Origin of the sequence: Mycolicibacter heraklionensis (assembly GCF_001021505.1) — a bacterium.
GTDB classification, from domain to species: domain Bacteria; phylum Actinomycetota; class Actinomycetes; order Mycobacteriales; family Mycobacteriaceae; genus Mycobacterium; species Mycobacterium heraklionense.
In genome coordinates this window covers 554,376-568,994 of record NZ_LDPO01000001.1, presented here as the reverse complement: position 1 = coordinate 568,994, position 14,619 = coordinate 554,376, and the positions used below count along the sequence as shown (strand labels likewise).

At 67.6% G+C, this 14,619-nt stretch carries 16 protein-coding genes; 7 read left to right on the top strand and 9 right to left on the bottom strand.

Going from position 1 to position 14,619, the window contains the following annotated elements:
- The first annotated feature begins 20 nt into the window (after positions 1-20).
- Together ABW16_RS02815 and ABW16_RS02810 are read left to right on the top strand one after the other, a co-directional pair.
- Positions 21-1,988, top strand: coding sequence for an acyl-CoA dehydrogenase family protein (locus ABW16_RS02815; protein WP_047317538.1), 1,968 nt, complete (start codon positions 21-23; stop codon positions 1,986-1,988).
- Positions 1,989-1,990: 2 nt separating this feature from the next.
- Positions 1,991-2,998 carry a glutathione S-transferase family protein gene (locus ABW16_RS02810; protein ID WP_047317537.1) on the top strand — a complete coding sequence of 336 codons (1,008 nt, stop codon included), beginning with the start codon at positions 1,991-1,993 and terminating at the stop codon, positions 2,996-2,998.
- A gap of 16 nt (positions 2,999-3,014) precedes the next feature.
- On the opposite strand, the gene ABW16_RS02805 is transcribed toward ABW16_RS02810, so the two are convergent.
- Entirely contained in the window at positions 3,015-3,527 is a 513-nt protein-coding gene (locus ABW16_RS02805) for a DUF2771 domain-containing protein (RefSeq protein WP_047317536.1), read from the bottom strand.
- A 7-nt stretch (positions 3,528-3,534) separates the two neighbouring features.
- Positions 3,535-5,121 carry an MFS transporter gene (locus ABW16_RS02800; protein ID WP_047317535.1) on the bottom strand — a complete coding sequence of 529 codons (1,587 nt, stop codon included), beginning with the start codon at positions 5,119-5,121 and terminating at the stop codon, positions 3,535-3,537.
- 223 nt (positions 5,122-5,344) lie between these two features.
- Between ABW16_RS02800 and ABW16_RS02795 the strand changes: the two genes are divergently transcribed.
- Complete coding sequence (locus ABW16_RS02795) at positions 5,345-6,328, top strand: DUF3027 domain-containing protein (protein WP_047317534.1); 984 nt, start codon at positions 5,345-5,347, stop codon at positions 6,326-6,328.
- 33 nt (positions 6,329-6,361) lie between these two features.
- Here ABW16_RS02795 and ABW16_RS02790 read toward each other — a convergent pair whose 3' ends face one another.
- Positions 6,362-6,814 carry a hypothetical protein gene (locus ABW16_RS02790; protein WP_047317533.1) on the bottom strand — a complete coding sequence of 151 codons (453 nt, stop codon included), beginning with the start codon at positions 6,812-6,814 and terminating at the stop codon, positions 6,362-6,364.
- Positions 6,804-7,976 (bottom strand): hemerythrin domain-containing protein, encoded by a 1,173-nt coding sequence (locus ABW16_RS24150; protein ID WP_082133912.1) that lies wholly within the window; start codon positions 7,974-7,976, stop codon positions 6,804-6,806. The genes ABW16_RS02790 and ABW16_RS24150 overlap by 11 nt, the downstream gene beginning before the upstream one ends.
- Positions 7,977-8,138: 162 nt before the next feature.
- Between ABW16_RS24150 and ABW16_RS02775 the strand changes: the two genes are divergently transcribed.
- Complete coding sequence (locus tag ABW16_RS02775; protein WP_052956764.1) at positions 8,139-8,789, top strand: TetR/AcrR family transcriptional regulator; 651 nt, start codon at positions 8,139-8,141, stop codon at positions 8,787-8,789.
- Between the two features lie 25 nt (positions 8,790-8,814).
- Here the strand turns inward: ABW16_RS02775 and ABW16_RS02770 are convergent, their stop codons facing one another.
- The 3 genes from ABW16_RS02770 to ABW16_RS02760 are packed head-to-tail and all read right to left on the bottom strand — an operon-like array spanning position 8,815 to position 10,209.
- Complete coding sequence (locus ABW16_RS02770; RefSeq protein ID WP_047317532.1) at positions 8,815-9,390, bottom strand: hypothetical protein; 576 nt, start codon at positions 9,388-9,390, stop codon at positions 8,815-8,817.
- A 58-nt stretch (positions 9,391-9,448) separates the two neighbouring features.
- A complete protein-coding gene (locus tag ABW16_RS02765; RefSeq protein WP_047317531.1) occupies positions 9,449-9,907 on the bottom strand; it encodes an SRPBCC family protein in 459 nt (152 codons plus the stop codon).
- A gap of 32 nt (positions 9,908-9,939) precedes the next feature.
- Entirely contained in the window at positions 9,940-10,209 is a 270-nt protein-coding gene (locus ABW16_RS02760) for a DUF2530 domain-containing protein (protein ID WP_047317530.1), read from the bottom strand.
- Between the two features lie 39 nt (positions 10,210-10,248).
- Between ABW16_RS02760 and ABW16_RS02755 the strand changes: the two genes are divergently transcribed.
- Both ABW16_RS02755 and ABW16_RS02750 read left to right on the top strand, forming a co-directional pair.
- Entirely contained in the window at positions 10,249-11,082 is an 834-nt protein-coding gene (locus ABW16_RS02755; protein WP_047317529.1) for a TrmH family RNA methyltransferase, read from the top strand.
- Positions 11,079-11,354, top strand: coding sequence for a DUF2537 domain-containing protein (locus ABW16_RS02750; protein ID WP_047317528.1), 276 nt, complete (start codon positions 11,079-11,081; stop codon positions 11,352-11,354). Before ABW16_RS02755 ends, ABW16_RS02750 begins: the two co-directional genes overlap by 4 nt.
- Here ABW16_RS02750 and sepH read toward each other — a convergent pair.
- Complete coding sequence (sepH, locus tag ABW16_RS02745; RefSeq protein ID WP_047317527.1) at positions 11,345-12,121, bottom strand: septation protein SepH; 777 nt, start codon at positions 12,119-12,121, stop codon at positions 11,345-11,347. The genes ABW16_RS02750 and sepH overlap by 10 nt on opposite strands.
- 148 nt (positions 12,122-12,269) lie before the next feature.
- Positions 12,270-13,388 carry a phosphoserine transaminase gene (gene serC, locus ABW16_RS02740; protein WP_047317526.1) on the bottom strand — a complete coding sequence of 373 codons (1,119 nt, stop codon included), beginning with the start codon at positions 13,386-13,388 and terminating at the stop codon, positions 12,270-12,272.
- A gap of 186 nt (positions 13,389-13,574) precedes the next feature.
- Here serC and ABW16_RS02735 point away from each other — a divergent pair, with 186 nt between their 5' ends.
- Positions 13,575-14,615, top strand: a complete 1,041-nt coding sequence (locus ABW16_RS02735) for an AurF N-oxygenase family protein (protein WP_047317726.1) — start codon at positions 13,575-13,577, stop codon at positions 14,613-14,615.
- Positions 14,616-14,619 lie beyond the last annotated feature (4 nt).

Genomic DNA, 14,619 nt, shown 5'->3' with positions numbered 1-14,619 from the left:
GCTGGTTCAGGAGGTGTCCGATGACGCAGCAGATGCAGGTCAGCGAGGAGCAAGCACGAGCCGTTGCCGAGGAGTCTCGCGAAAGCGGCTGGGAAAAACCTTCTTTCGCCAAGGGGCTGTTCCTCGGGCGGTTTCCCTTACCGCTCATCCACCCGTTTCCGCGGCCGTCCGATGACCCGGATGGTCAAGCCGCGCGCACCGAGGATTTTCTGGGCAGGCTGCGGGAGTTTCTGGAGACCGTCGACGGCACGGTTATCGAGCGTGACGCGCAAATCCCCGACGAGTACCTCAAAGGGCTGGCCGAGCTCGGCTGTTTTGGGCTGAAGGTCCCGGCCGAGTATGGCGGGCTGGGCATGTCGCAGGTCGCCTATAACCGGGCCCTGATGCTGGTGTCGAGCGTGCATCCCAGCCTCGGGGCGCTGCTGAGCGCGCATCAGTCGATCGGGGTGCCCGAACCGCTCAAGCTGGCCGGCACCGACCAACAGAAGCAGATGTTCCTGCCACGCTGCGCGGCCGGGGCGATCTCGGCATTTCTGCTGACCGAGCCCGATGTGGGCTCAGATCCCGCTCGGCTGGCGTCGACCGCGAGACCGATCGAGGACGGTGCGGCCTACGAGCTGGACGGGGTGAAACTGTGGACCACCAACGGCGTGGTGGCGCAGCTGCTGGTGGTGATGGCGCGGGTGCCCAAAGGCGACGGACACCGGGGAGGGATCAGTGCCTTCGTCGTGGAAGCCGATACGGCCGGGATCACCGTCGAACGCCGAAACAAGTTCATGGGGCTGCGCGGCATCGAGAACGGCGTGACCCGCCTGCACAAGGTTCGGGTGCCCGCGCAGAACCTGGTAGGGCGCGAGGGCGACGGCCTGAAGATCGCGCTGACTACTCTCAACGCCGGTCGCTTGGCCATTCCGGCAATGGCGACCGGATCGGCGAAATGGTCATTGAAGATCGCCCGGGAATGGTCCCGGGAGCGGGTCCAGTGGGGCCGGCCGGTCGGCGAGCACGAGGCCGTCGCCAAGAAGATCGCGTTCATCGCCGCCACCACTTACGCGCTGGAAGCGGTCCTGGAGCTGTCCGGTCAGATGGCCGACGAGGGCCGCAACGACATCCGGATCGAAGCGGCGCTCGCCAAATTGTGGTCCAGCGAGATGGGGTGCGTCATCGCCGATGAGCTGTTGCAGATTCGCGGTGGCCGCGGCTACGAGACCGCCGAGTCGCTTGCGGCGCGCGGAGAGCGTGCGGTGCCGGTGGAGCAACTGGTTCGGGATCTGCGAATCAACCGGATCTTCGAAGGCTCCAGCGAGATCATGCGGCTGCTGATCGCGCGGGAGGCGGTGGATGCCCACTTGGGCGCTGCGGGAGACCTCGCCAATCCCAAGGCTGGGCTCGGTCAGAAGGCCAAGTCCGCCGCCGGGGCCAGCGGGTTCTACGCAAAGTGGTTGCCGCAACTGGTATTCGGGGAAGGTCAACGCCCCACGGCCTATCGCGAGTTCGGCAGGTTGGCAATGCATCTGCGGTTCGTCGAACGCCATTCACGCAAGCTGGCGCGCAACACGTTCTACGGGATGGCCCGGTGGCAGGCCGGCCTGGAGAAAAGGCAGGGGTTCCTGGGGCGCGTGGTGGATATCGGGGCGGAGCTGTTCGCGATGGCCGCGGTGTGCGTGCACGCTGAATCGCAGCGAGTGGCCGACGGAACCGAAGGTCAGCAGGCCTACCAGCTGGCCGACGCGTTCTGCGAGCAGTCGCGGCTGCGGGTCGGGGCGTTGTTCGCCGCGTTGTGGACCAACAGCGACCGCACCGACACTCAGTTGGCCCACGCGGTGCTGCAGGACGGCTGCGTCTGGCTGGAGGACGGCGTCCTCGATCCGTCCGAGGCCACCGGTCCATGGATTGCCCACTGGGAGCCGGGGGCCTCGACCGAACCCGATCTGGCTCGGCGCTTCGTTGCCGATCGCCCGAAGTCGGCCGGTGGTGCACCCTGGTAGTCATGGCAAGCTACCGCGCGGGGGGCGACTACAAGCGCGACACCAACTACATCTCCACCCGGATCACCGCCGATGGCCGAGACGGTTATCCCGTCGAACCGGGCCGGTACCGGCTGGTCGTCGCGCGGGCCTGCCCGTGGGCCAATCGCGCGATCATCGTGCGGCGGCTGCTCGGGCTGGAAAAGGTTATCTCCATAGGCTTTTGCGGTCCCACCCACGATCAGCGCAGCTGGACCTTTGACCTGGACCCCGGTGGCGTCGACCCGGTGCTGCAGATCCCGCGGCTGCAAGACGCCTACTTCAAGCGCATTCCGGACTATCCCAAGGGCATCACCGTTCCGGCGATGGTCGATGTGCCCACCGGTGCGGTGGTCACCAACGACTTCGCCCAGATGACCCTGGACTTCTCCACCGAGTGGACGGCCTATCACCGCGACGGGGCTCCGCAGCTGTATCCCGAGCAGCTGCGCGACGAGATCGACGAGGTGGCCCGGCGCATCTACACCGAGATCAACAACGGGGTGTACCGGTGTGGCTTCGCCGGCACCCAGCAGGCCTACGACGCTGCCTACGACCGGTTGTTCACCGCGCTGGACTGGGTCAGCGAGCGCCTCGCCGATCAGCGATACCTGGTGGGGGACAGCATCACCGAGGCCGACGTCCGACTGTTCACCACCCTGGCCCGGTTCGACCCGGTCTATCACGGACATTTCAAATGCAACCGGCAGAAGCTGTCCGAGATGCCGGTGCTGTGGGCCTACGCTCGGGATCTGTTCCAGACACCCGGATTCGGTGACACGGTGGATTTCGTACAGATCAAACAGCACTACTACATCGTGCACGCCGACATCAATCCGTCCCAGATCGTTCCCGACGGCCCGGATCTGACGAATTGGCTTTCACCGCACGGACGAGAAGCGCTGGGCGGCAAGCCGTTCGGGGACGGCACCCCGCCGGGGCCGGTGCCGGCCGGCGAGCGGGTGCCGGCGGGCCATGGAGCTCAGTCCTAGCCGCGGGCCGCTGCCATCAGCCCGCAGTCACCTGACGGCCCCAGCGCATGCCCACCGCCCACTCGGCGTGCGGTACCGCGAACTGCTCGCCGGTGCTGGTGTCGACGACCAGGGTGAGCAGCTGCACCACCAGCCCGCGCAGCTGACCGCGTTGCGGGTCCACGGTGGGGACGGTGACCGCCAGGGTGCTGCCCGGCGGATAGATCTTGCCGGTGGAATCGGCGGGGTCGTCGTAAAGCCGCAGTAGTCGCCACGGCGCTTGACCAATGGTGTTGTCCACCGCCAGCTGCACCGGATGACGCGCGTCGACCGCCAGCGTGCCGCGCGCTTCGGTGAGCAGGCATTCATCGAGGTCGAGCACGCTGCAGTACAGATACGGCCCGGCGTGGGTGAGGTGCCCGTTGGAGTACACGCTGATCTGCGGCGGCGTCGGCTCCTCGGTTCGGCTGAACCACCAGGTGCCGAATCCGGCGAACGCCGCGGTCACCACCGCCAGCACCGCCACCAGCGCGGCCGTCGAGCGTTTCACCTACACATCACCCCTGTCTTGCCGGATCGAGGCGGGCGCCGTCCTGCTCGATCAGCACCGGCCGGTTGCCACCCAGGCCGGGAATCAACGAGTCGCCGTGGAACGACAGGATGGTCTGGGCCAGACCCGGGATCAGCAGAGCGGTGATCGCGGTGAAGCCCACCCACAGGTCGGTGTATACCAGCACCCCCAGCGCACCTCCCAATACCCAGGCCAGTTGCAGGGTGGACTCGGTGCGTCCGAACGCCGACGCCCGCGACTCCTCGGGAAGGTCGTCTTGCAGGGCGGCGTCCAGCGATGCTTTCGAGATCGCACTGGCCCCCGATGTCACCAGCGCGGCGATCGCCGCCATCACCAGGGTGCCGGCCACCGCCGCCGCCAGCGCGACGGCGGTCACCGCCATGGTGCAGCGCACCACCAGCACCGCGGGGCGGCCCAGTTGCAGCCGGGCAGCCGTGAAGTTGCCGGCGAAATTGCCCAACCCGGCGGCCGCCCCGATCAGGCCGAGAATGCCCAGCTGCACCCACCCGCCGGCGTCGTGCTGCTTGGCCACGAACGCCGGGTACAGGAACAAGAACCCGACCATGGCCTTGATGGTGCAATTGCCCCACAGTGCGGCGATGATGTTGCGGCCCAGCGGTTGCCGCAGAGGTTGGCTCAGTGCCCCGCCGGCCCGCCGAACCTGCTCGGGCCAGCTGCGGCGCCGTTCGTTGAAGCGGTAGCTCAGGGTGGTCGGAATCTCGCCGGTGGTCACTTCCACCCATCGCGGGATCCGCATCGACAGGACCGCGCCGGCCACCGAGACCGCGACGAGCACCAGCAGTGCTCCCGGTAACTGCAGCAGCCGGGTGAAGACGTACTCGGCCCCCGCGGCGACCCCGCCGCCGACGATCGTTCCGCCGAGCAGGCCGAACATCGTCAGGCGGGAATTGACCCGCACCAGATCGATCGACGGCGGCATGACCCGTGGCGTCACCGCGCTGCGCAACACCGTGAAGGACTTCGACAGCGCCATCATCGCCAACGCGCACGGGTAGAGCACCCAGGAGCCGAAGGTGCCCGCGACACCGTCGTAATTGGCGATCAGCACCAGGGCCAGTCCGGTGCGCAGCGAGAACGACATGGCCAGCGCGGCGCGCCGGCCGTGCTGGAGGCGGTCCAGGGCGGGGCCGATCAGCGGTGCGACCACCGCGAACGGCGCGATGGTCACCAGCAGATACAGCGCCACTCGGCCCTTGCTCTCCCCGGCGGCCGCGGCGAAGAACAAGGTGTTGGCCAGCGCCACGGCCATCGCCGCGTCCACCGCGAAGTTGGCCACCACCGGCCAGGTCAATGCGGTGAGTCCGGATTTGTCGGCGCCGTCGGCGGTGGCGGCCCGTTGCACCAGCCCGTACATCCGGGAGCCCATTTCGCGACTGCGCGCCGCGGCGGCTCGGGTGACCGTGACACGGTCGCTGGCTCCCGAACCGCCCGGAGGCTCGGGGCGGCGAGGGGTGTCGGTGTGTTCGCGTAGCGGGGGCAGGTACCGGTTGTTGCTGGGCATGGGCTTGCGCTGCCGCTGGTCACCCGCGTTGTTGCTGGGGTAGCTGGCCATGCCGGGATGTTGTCCGGCCGAGCCGTTACGCGCACCGCGGCCGGTGGCCGGAGGCGGACGGCGGCGCCGGCCCGGTTCGGGGAGATCGCGACGCCGTGCAGACACACCGCGATTCTTCCCTATGTCCGCCGTACGACCGCGTAGGCCGTGATCGTGCCTGCATGTGGCTGACAGAGCCGCGCTGCGGCAGTATGAGGGACGTCATTGAACGGAAGGGACCCGCGTGACCGGACCCAGCGCAGAATCAGCCACTGCGACCATCGCCGTGCCCACGGTGCTGGCCGCAGCCGTCGAGCAGGCCCGCTCGGCCGTCGCCGAGTTCAGCGGTGCCGAGACTGTCGGCGAGCACCTGGGAGTCGACTACGAGGACCCGACCGCCGCCACTCACCGGTTCGGTGCGTTGCTGCCCGGTTATCAGGGCTGGCAGTGGGCTGTCGTCGTCGCTGCCGTCCCGGGCGCCACGGAGCCCACGGTCAGCGAGGTCGTGCTGGTGCCCGGCCCCACTGCCCTGTTGGCTCCGGAGTGGGTGCCGTGGGATCAGCGGGTCCGGCCCGGCGACCTGGGGCCGGGGGACCTGCTGGCGCCACCCGCCGACGATCCGCGCCTGGTACCCGGGTACACCTCGAGCGGCGACCCGCAGCTTGACGAGGTAGCCGGTGAGATCGGCCTGGGACGACGCTGGCTGATGAGTCCGGTGGGCCGCGCCGAGGCGGCGCAGCGCTGGCACGACGGCGAGTACGGCCCGGATTCGGCGATGGCGCGGTCCACCAAGCGGGTCTGCCGCGACTGCGGCTTCTATTTGCCGCTCGCCGGTGAACTGGGCACGGTATTCGGCGTCTGCGGCAACGAAATGTCCGCCGACGGGCACGTGGTCGACAACCGCTACGGCTGCGGCGCGCACAGTGACACTCCGGTGCCCGCGGGCACCGGTTCCCCGGTATACGAGCCCTACGACGACGGCGTGCTGGAGATCGTCGATGTCACGACGGTTCCCGCAGCCCCACCGGTTGACGAGGTCAGCGAGCCGGTTGACGAGCCGGCTGGGCCGGTGGCTGATGAGGCGACCGAAGCGACCATGGAGACCGAGGCGGCGCCGGAATCGATGGTGGAGCCCGAACCACCCGAACCAGTAGCAACAGAGTCAGATGCCGCCGGTGAAACGGTCGCCGATATCCCCGCCGAGCCGGGGGACCCGGAGGCAACCTGACGTGCACCGCGGTTTTCGGGGTCGGCTCTACCGTCAGCGCTGCTGCCCGAGTCGTGCGCGACGGTGAATCGCCTTGACTTCGGTCCAATTCACCTGCGGCCGAACGAGTCCCCGCCTGGCCAAGTAGCGGTTTCCCGCCGCGCGGTTACTTCTGGCGGCGCGCCACAACACCACTGCCATGCGTGCCGGTGGCGTGAACGCGGAACCGACGAAGATCCAATCGCCCCCGCGGCGCTCCAGGCTTCCCTGGATGCGCAGGGCTTTCAGGTGCCAGAGCTTTTCGTCATGCGAGTGGCAGAGTAGGTTGGCCGGGCCCTCGACGACGTCGAGGCCTTTCGGCCACACAACGACCATCTCGCCCGTGGCGGCGTCCAAGGGTAGGGAGGTCTGTCGGACGCTGACCGGATATCCGTAGGAATCGGCCGCCGTCACAACGCCGCCGATTTCCGAGAACGCCGCCAGCGCCCTGGCCGCGTCAGTCCACATGACTGAGCTCTTCGAAGTCGAATCGACGCGGGTTTTGGCTGAAATCTCTGGTAGGCCAATGCAATATCCGGTATGGCGTCACCTGTATCGCGAGGCGTACGTAGTAGAAGGGAAACAGTCGCCGACCGAGCCAACTGCTCATGAAGGCACTTGCCGGCTGTCGTGCGCAGACCTGCTCGAACAACCGGCGCAAGTCGCGATTCTCCCTGAGATCGGCGATGATGCGATCCTCGGCGATGGCGTCGCCCTGGACCAGGACGGCGCCTGGATTATCGAAGCCTGAGCCGGTGGGCTCGGAAAACAGCATGCTCACCTTCGGGTTGCGACGGATGTTGAATGCCTTCTGGGGCAAGCCGATGCTGGTACAGATCAGGAAGCGTCCATCGGGGAGCAAAAGCGGACAGATCGGCCAGGTCTGTGGCGAGCCGTCTCGAGACATCGTGGTCAACTCACAAGTGCGGAAGTTCTCGATGATCTGGAGGGCAGAGGGTTCCGGGCTCATCGCGGCAGTTCGTGAGCCCTCGAGAGCGGCGCGGTACCTCATCAGGGTGCGTCGCGCGAATACCCGGATCAGGATGCGTTGCAGTCGCGGGATGTGGCTCAGCAGTCGTCGGGCCTCATCCGCCGATGATGCGTCGAAAGTCAAGCCGCCCAACATAAGACCGAGTCGGAAGTTCTTCCGCGAGATGAATTCGGAGCCGCGGGCGGCGCATTGCTGCCATTCCTCGGCGGTGATGTGTTGGTTGATGAGCGGGACGATGTTGCGCTCTTCATCGGCAAGGTGCTCGTCCACCCGAGCTGACAGATCCGCCACGGCCGAGAGGAGTTGCGCAGCGAGCCGGGCATCGGCGGTGCGTGCCCAGGACGGCAGAACTGACTTGACCTTGGCGTCAGCGACGGCGATCGCGCGGTGAGCTTGTTCCATACGCGTGACGGCCTCGGCGAATTCGGGTGCTCGGCAGTGCAGTTTCGGCCAGATCAACTCGTCTTCAGCTGCATGGTGGTGGTGTAGTGCGGCCATGATCAGCTCGATGTGAGAGCCGACGACAGCAGATCGCGCGGTGTCGCCGGCCGTGACGCCCCGAATCAAGGCGGGAACGTCGTGCAATTCGCTGCGGAACACTTTGTGAACGATTGCCATGTCGAACGCGTCCGTCGGCATGAGGGCCTCCTTCGCCGTCTCGGGCCGTGGGAAGGCCTTTGTGTCGGCGTAGAACCCGTGTCGCGCGCAGCTTGTGCGACGCGATCACGAGATGATGGACTGCCAGGATGGATATATTTAGTTGAGGTGGTCATGTAATGAATACAGTGGAACTGTACTAAAATGGCTGAGGAAGTCAAGCCTCGACGGCAATATCGCTCCGCTGCGCGCACCCGGCAGCGTGAGGCGACACGTGCAGCGGTAGTCGACGCCGCGACAGCCGGGTTCATCGAGAACGGCTACGCGACCACCACGATCGCGCAGATCGCTGCGCGGGCACAGGTATCGCCGGAGACCGTGTACGCCGTGTTCGGAACCAAGCGAGACGTACTGCGCGCCGTGGTCGAACAGGCTTCGGCCGGAGCGCCCAGCACCGACGCCTGGCGTACCGGGGACTGGCTTACCCGGGTGAAGGCGGAGCCCGACCAGCGGCGCCGCCTCGAGCTGATCACCGATGCGACCCGCGATGTTCTGCGCCGGGTGGCTCCGATCGACGAGATCGTGCGCTCAGTGGCAGCCTCCGACCCGGAGATCGCCGAGCTGCAGAGCGAACTCGAACGCCGTCGTCGTAACGATCTTCGCGGGCTGGTGCAACTGCTTGCCGAGGCCGGGCCGCTGCGGGTATCAGTCGACCATGCGGTGGACCTGTGGTGGGCGCTGGGCCACAGCACCGGTCCCTACCGCTCGCTCACCGTTGACCGGGGTTGGAGCCACCGACGGGCTCGGGCCGCGATCATCGATGTCGTGGCCCGCGCTCTGCTCGCCGATGCCTAAGTCGACATCGGTCGCCACGCAGTGCCTAACCGAAGTTGAACAGGTACTCGCCCGGGAGCACGAAGATCATGTTGAAGGCGGTGTTGACCACCGCTCCCGGTAGGCCGAGCACATAGTTGACGATGTCCAGCGGGATGGTGGCCGCCTGGCTGAAGGCCATCCCGAAGTCGAGGTTGATCAGGCTGGTGACCACGTTCGAGATGTCGTCGTACAACGTAAACGGCAGGCTGATAAAGCGGTTGAACAGTCCTACCGCGGCCGCCACTTCCGCGTTGAACAGGCCGACGATGTCGAATGCAGCGGCGGCGCCGGGCACGTCCAACGCGTCGGCGGCGCCGGGCAGGACGTCGAACACGTCGGCGGTGCCGGGGACGTTGAGTTCCTCGGCGATGCTGGACATGTCGAAAGGCGCGAGCCCGGCGAGGGTGTCGAAGCTGTCGACGACCGCGCTGGCGGCCAGCGCCACCTCCGCCGACACCGCGGCCACGGCGCGCGTGCTGATTTCGGGTGACGCCGCCACCGGGGCCAGGCCGGCGGCCACCAGCGCGGTCGCTGCGACGGCGACGATCGGCAGTCGCACTGCGGATTTCGCGGTTTCCATGGATTCCTCCCAGTATCCTGCCCGTTTCAGGGGACGTTACTCCGCCGCCACAGGGGCGTCAGGCGTTCTCTGCGGCGGCCTTGATCTTGCTCAGCGAAGCGTTCATGCCCTCGACCAGCTCGCGTTCGAAGGTGGGCGTCCCGCCCATGAACTTGCCCACCAGAAACGCCGAGACCGCCGTGGTGTTGCCGTTTTCGACGTGCCGACTCTCGATGACCCGAGTGCCGGTGGCGGTCGGCTCGAGCTCATAGCTCCACACGCTGTGGTTCTCGGTGACGCGGAACGCGAGCTTGCGCTCCGGGATGTATTCGGTGATGACGGAGCTGGTGGGCCAGAACATCCGGCCGCGCCGGTTGACGTTGATCGTGCGGGTGCCCTGACGCACCGCACCCAGCGGCTTCATCCACCGGCACTGCGGGCTCCACTCGGGCATCCGCCGGAAGTCGGAGACCAGCGCCCACACCTTGGCCACCGGTGCGTTGATGTCGATCTGTGCCGTCAACAGCGGGGCTGCCATGGCGTTCCTCCTCGAATCGTCGGTTCGTAACTCTATTCGTTTTCGAGCCCGGTTTGGGCTCCGCGCGCGCCGCGTCGTGCCGCCCTGCGTTGCACCAGAAAGATAGTGGTGCCCACCATCCCGACGCCGAGCCCCGCCACGCTTACCGGCCGCCACCCCTCCAGCGCGGGCACCGTGAACGCGGCGATGGTCGCGCAGCAGAAGCCGGCGACCCCGGCGCGGATTACCGGCCAGACCCGCAGCAGGGCGGTCGGCAGCGGTGGCGGCTCGGGGGCGTGCTCCGGGGAGTGCTGAGGGGTCATCGCCGTTGACGTTAGCGCCTCGCCGGTAAAGTTCCCGCAGTGGCCAGGGTCGTCGATGTCGTCGATATCGATGACCCCCGCGATTCCCGGCTGGATGATTTCCGCGACCTGAACAGCATCGACCGTCGCCCAGACCTGCCCACCGGAAAAGGATTGGTGATCGCCGAAGGGGTGCTGGTGGTGCAGCGGATGCTGGCATCGCGGTTCACCCCGCGGGCGCTGCTGGGCACCGATCGGCGGCTGACCGAGTTGACGCCCGACCTGACCGCACCTGACGCCCCCGACGTCCCGTATTACCGGGTCTCCGCGGAGGTGATGGCCGACGTGGTGGGGTTTCACCTCAACCGAGGCGTGCTGGCCGCCGCGTCGCGGGTGCCCGAGCCGCCGGTGGCCGACCTGGTCGCCGGGGCCCGCACGATCGCGGTGCTCGAGGGCGTCAACGACCACGAAAACCTGGGTTCGATCTTTCGCAACGGTGCCGGGTTGGGCGTGGACGCGGTGGTGTTCGGCAGCGGCTGCGCCGACCCGCTCTACCGGCGCTCGGTGCGGGTCTCGATGGGGCACGCACTGCTGGTGCCGTTCGCCCGTTCGGCGGACTGGCCCGGCGATCTGGCGATGCTGCGCGAGCAGGGCTTTCGGCTGCTGGCGATGACTCCGGACCCGCGGGCCGAGGTGTTGTCGAGTGCGATGGCGAAGGTGCGCGACGAACCGGTGGCGGTGCTGGTCGGCGCGGAGGGGCCGGGCCTGTCGGAGAAGGCGATGCGCGCCAGTGACATTCGGGTCCGCATCCCGATGTCGCGGGGAACGGACTCGCTCAACGTCGCCACCGCAGCCGCGCTGGCGTTCTACGAGCGCATTAGGCTGCCGGAATGACCTCCACCCCCCGTACGCCGTGGGGGACGGGTTTGACGGTGGCGGGGTTCGTCGCGGCGGTGACGGGGACCGCGATCACGGTGTTGAGCCTGGGGCTGCTGCGCGTGCATCCCGCGGTGGCGGTGGTGCTCAATCTGATTGCGGTGGGAGGGCTGGCTCCCACGGTATGGGGCTGGCGGCGCACTCCGGTGCTGCGATGGTTGGCCTTGGGCGCCGGGATCGGCGTGGCGGGCGCGTGGCTGGTGCTGCTGGCGCTGGCCGCTCAGCGCTGACCGGTCGAACGCACCCCGAGCAGGACGTCCTCCCACCCCGGGACTTCCGGCTTGCTGCGGCGGGCGCGGCTCCCCGCGCGCTGCTGCACCGGCACCTCTTCGACCACCGCGGGGGCGGCCGGAGCCTCGAAGTCCAACTCGGCCACCGCGGCAACCGGCCGCAGCGGACGGCCGAAGCCGGGGTCGATCAGCTCCATGGCCGCGTCGTCGACCGCGGTCACCGTCCCGCCGTGCGCGCCCGGAGCGAACCGGAAGTGGGCGACGTTGTCCGAACGCCCGGCCTTCCAGGCCAGCTGCACCGTCCAGCGCCCGTCGTCGTTGCGCCACGCGTCCCAGCTGCTGCTGTCGGAGCTCAAGCCCCGCGACACCAGCGCGGAGGTGACGACCTCCAGCAGGGTTGGCACCGCTGGGCCGTCGGCCAGCACCGGGTGGGCGGCGGTCGCCAGCTCCGCGGCCCGGGACCGCTCCAGCAGCACCGGGTGGGCGAAGCGTTCCACCCGGGCGACGTCCACACCGGCTGCCGCGGCCACCTGTTCGACCGACGCCCCGGCGCGGATGCGCGCTTGGATGTCCTTGGGGCGCAGCATGCTGCTGCCCGCGTCGGCCGGATTCTGACCTACGCGGTGGCCCTCGCCGCGGACTGCGCCGCGCAGCCGGTCGTCGATGCGCACCCGAAACATCTCGGTGTGGTCTTCGCCGTCGCCGGTGCTCTCGCAGATGATGTGTTTGCCGTCGACGTCGAGGCCTATGGCCCTCAGTTCCCGCATGACTTCTCCTTGCGAACGCCCGGTTACCTGCGGACTCTAGTCCAGTCGACAGCCCGCCCCGTCGTGACACGCGGGCGTTATAACGATCCGATTACGGGCGCTGGGACCAAGCAAGCCCGCTGAGCTCAAAGCCCTGGCAGAGCCGCGCTCAGAGCCGTTCTACCACCCAGTCCACGCACTGGGTCAGAGCGCTCACGTCGTCGGGCTCCACCGCCGGGAACATCGCGACCCGCAGCTGGTTGCGGCCCAGCTTGCGGTAGGGCTCGGTGTCGACGATGCCGTTGGCCCGAAGCACCTTGGCCACCGCGGCCGCGTCCACTTCGTCGACGAAGTCGATGGTGCCCACCACCTGCGAGCGTAACGCCGGGTCGGCGACGAACGGCGTGGTGAAAGGCCGCTCCTCGGCCCATGAGTACAGCCGGTGCGACGAGTCCGCGGTGCGCTTGACCGCCCAGTCCAGCCCGCCGTTGCCCAGCATCCAGTCCAGCTGCTCGGCCAGCAGCACCAGGGTGGCGATCGCCGGAGTGTTGTAGGTCTGGTTCTTGGTGCTGTTGTCCACCGCGATCGGCAGCGACAGGAACTCCGGCACCCACCGGCCGGACGCAGCGATCGCCTCGATGCGGGCCAGCGCGGCCGGGCTCATGATGGACAGCCACAGCCCACCGTCGGAGGCGAAGTTCTTCTGCGGGGCGAAGTAGTAGGCATCGACCTCGGTGATGTCGACCGGCAGTCCGCCGGCGCCGGACGTCGCGTCGATCACGACCAGGGCGTCACCCGAGCCGCTGGGCCGGCACACCGGCACCGCCACCCCGGTCGAGGTCTCGTTGTGCGCCCAGGCGATCACATCGACCGACGGGTCGGACTGCGGCTCGGGGGCGCTGCCCGCGTCGGCCTTGATGACGATCGGGTCGCCGACGAAGGGGTTCTTGGCCACCGCGGAGGCGAACTTCGCGCTGAACTCGCCGTAGGTCAGGTGCAGCGACCGCTTGTCGACCAGCCCGAACGCCGCGGCGTCCCAGAACGCCGTGGAGCCGCCGTTGCCCAGGACCACTTCGTAGCCGTCGGGCACCGAGAACAGTTCGCGCAACCCGGAGCGGACGCGGCCGACCAAGTCTTTGACCGGCGCCTGACGGTGGGAGGTGCCGAACAGCGGCGCCGCCGTGGTGACTAGCGCGTTCAACTGCTCAGGGCGGACCTTCGACGGCCCACAGCCGAACCGTCCGTCAGCGGGCTTGATGGTGTCCGGGATCGTGAGCTGCTCAGCCATGGCCTCTAGCGTAGACAGCGGCCGGCGGGCGTCCGCAGGCCAGGTTTATTGTGATGTGGATCACCCGGAGCGCTCGACACCTGTCACGCCCACAGTGTTGATCCGGAGTCTGGACGGGTACCCAGTACCTGCGGTACCGTTGTACATAAGCCTGGTAAATGTAAACGACTGGTGGAGGTGTCTCCGATGGCTCAGAAAGCCGCTCGAACCCGCATCGTGCGCCGGTGGCGAGCCAACATGGAAGTGACCGACGACGCGAACTACGTCGAGATCCTCAACACCTTGTCGGAAGGTTCGGTGCGCCGGAACTTCAATCCGTACACCGACATCGACTGGGACACCCCCGAGTTCAAGGTCACCGAAAACGACCCGTGCTGGATCCTGCCGGGCACCGACCCGATCGGCCGGCACTGGTGGTACCAGTCGCAGCCCGAGGACGTCCAGATCAAGATCGGCATGTGGCGCCAGGCCAACGTCGCCAAGGTCGGGCTGCACTTCGAGTCCATCCTGATCCGAGGCCTCATGGAGTACGCGTTCTGGGTGCCCAACGGCTCACCGGAGTACCGCTACTGCCTGCACGAGGCGGTGGAAGAGTGCAACCACACCATGATGTTCCAAGAGATGGTGAACCACATCGGCGCCGACGTGCCCGGCATGCCGCGGTTGCTGAAGTGGGTGCAGCCGTTCATCCCGCTGGTCGCCGGACCGCTGCCGATCCCGTTCTGGTTCGGCATCCTGGCCGGCGAGGAGCCCATCGACCACATCCAGAAGGCCATCCTTCGGGAGGGCAAGACCCTGCACCCGATCATGGAGCGGGTGATGGCCATTCACGTGGCCGAGGAAGCGCGGCACATCTCGTTCGCGCACGAATACCTGCACAAGCGCATTCCGAACCTGCCGCGTCGCAAGCGGTTCTGGCTGTCGCTGTACGTTCCGATCGTCATGCGGATCCTGTGTTCGGCGATCGTGGTGCCGCCCAAGGCGTTCTGGACCGAGTTCGACATTCCCCACGAGGTCCGCAAGGACATCTTCTTCCGCTCGGCAGAAGCTCGTCAGATGCTGCAGGACATGTTCGGTGACGTCCGGATGCTGTGCCACGACACCGGTTTGATGAACCCGGTCGCCAAGCTGGTGTGGCGGATCTGCCGGATCCACGGCGCTCCGTCCCGGTTCCGCAGCCAGCCGCAGCGCGCGCACCTCACGCCCGTTGCCGCTTCGGTCGCGTAGCGCG

Bases quoted from the DNA above. Each gene is read 5' to 3' on its own strand.
- ABW16_RS02735 (WP_047317726.1), top strand. From the start codon at position 13,575: ATGGCTCAGAAAGCCGCTCGAACCCGCATCGTGCGCCGGTGGCGAGCC.
- ABW16_RS02775 (WP_052956764.1), top strand. From the start codon at position 8,139: ATGGCTGAGGAAGTCAAGCCTCGACGGCAATATCGCTCCGCTGCGCGC.
- ABW16_RS02770 (WP_047317532.1), bottom strand. From the start codon at position 9,390: ATGGAAACCGCGAAATCCGCAGTGCGACTGCCGATCGTCGCCGTCGCA.
- ABW16_RS02800 (WP_047317535.1), bottom strand. From the start codon at position 5,121: ATGGCCAGCTACCCCAGCAACAACGCGGGTGACCAGCGGCAGCGCAAG.
- ABW16_RS24150 (WP_082133912.1), bottom strand. From the start codon at position 7,976: ATGCCGACGGACGCGTTCGACATGGCAATCGTTCACAAAGTGTTCCGC.
- ABW16_RS02750 (WP_047317528.1), top strand. From the start codon at position 11,079: ATGACCTCCACCCCCCGTACGCCGTGGGGGACGGGTTTGACGGTGGCG.
- serC (WP_047317526.1), bottom strand. From the start codon at position 13,388: ATGGCTGAGCAGCTCACGATCCCGGACACCATCAAGCCCGCTGACGGA.
- ABW16_RS02765 (WP_047317531.1), bottom strand. From the start codon at position 9,907: ATGGCAGCCCCGCTGTTGACGGCACAGATCGACATCAACGCACCGGTG.
- ABW16_RS02810 (WP_047317537.1), top strand. From the start codon at position 1,991: ATGGCAAGCTACCGCGCGGGGGGCGACTACAAGCGCGACACCAACTAC.
- sepH (WP_047317527.1), bottom strand. From the start codon at position 12,121: ATGCGGGAACTGAGGGCCATAGGCCTCGACGTCGACGGCAAACACATC.
- ABW16_RS02760 (WP_047317530.1), bottom strand. From the start codon at position 10,209: ATGACCCCTCAGCACTCCCCGGAGCACGCCCCCGAGCCGCCACCGCTG.
- ABW16_RS02790 (WP_047317533.1), bottom strand. From the start codon at position 6,814: ATGTGGACTGACGCGGCCAGGGCGCTGGCGGCGTTCTCGGAAATCGGC.
- ABW16_RS02815 (WP_047317538.1), top strand. From the start codon at position 21: ATGACGCAGCAGATGCAGGTCAGCGAGGAGCAAGCACGAGCCGTTGCC.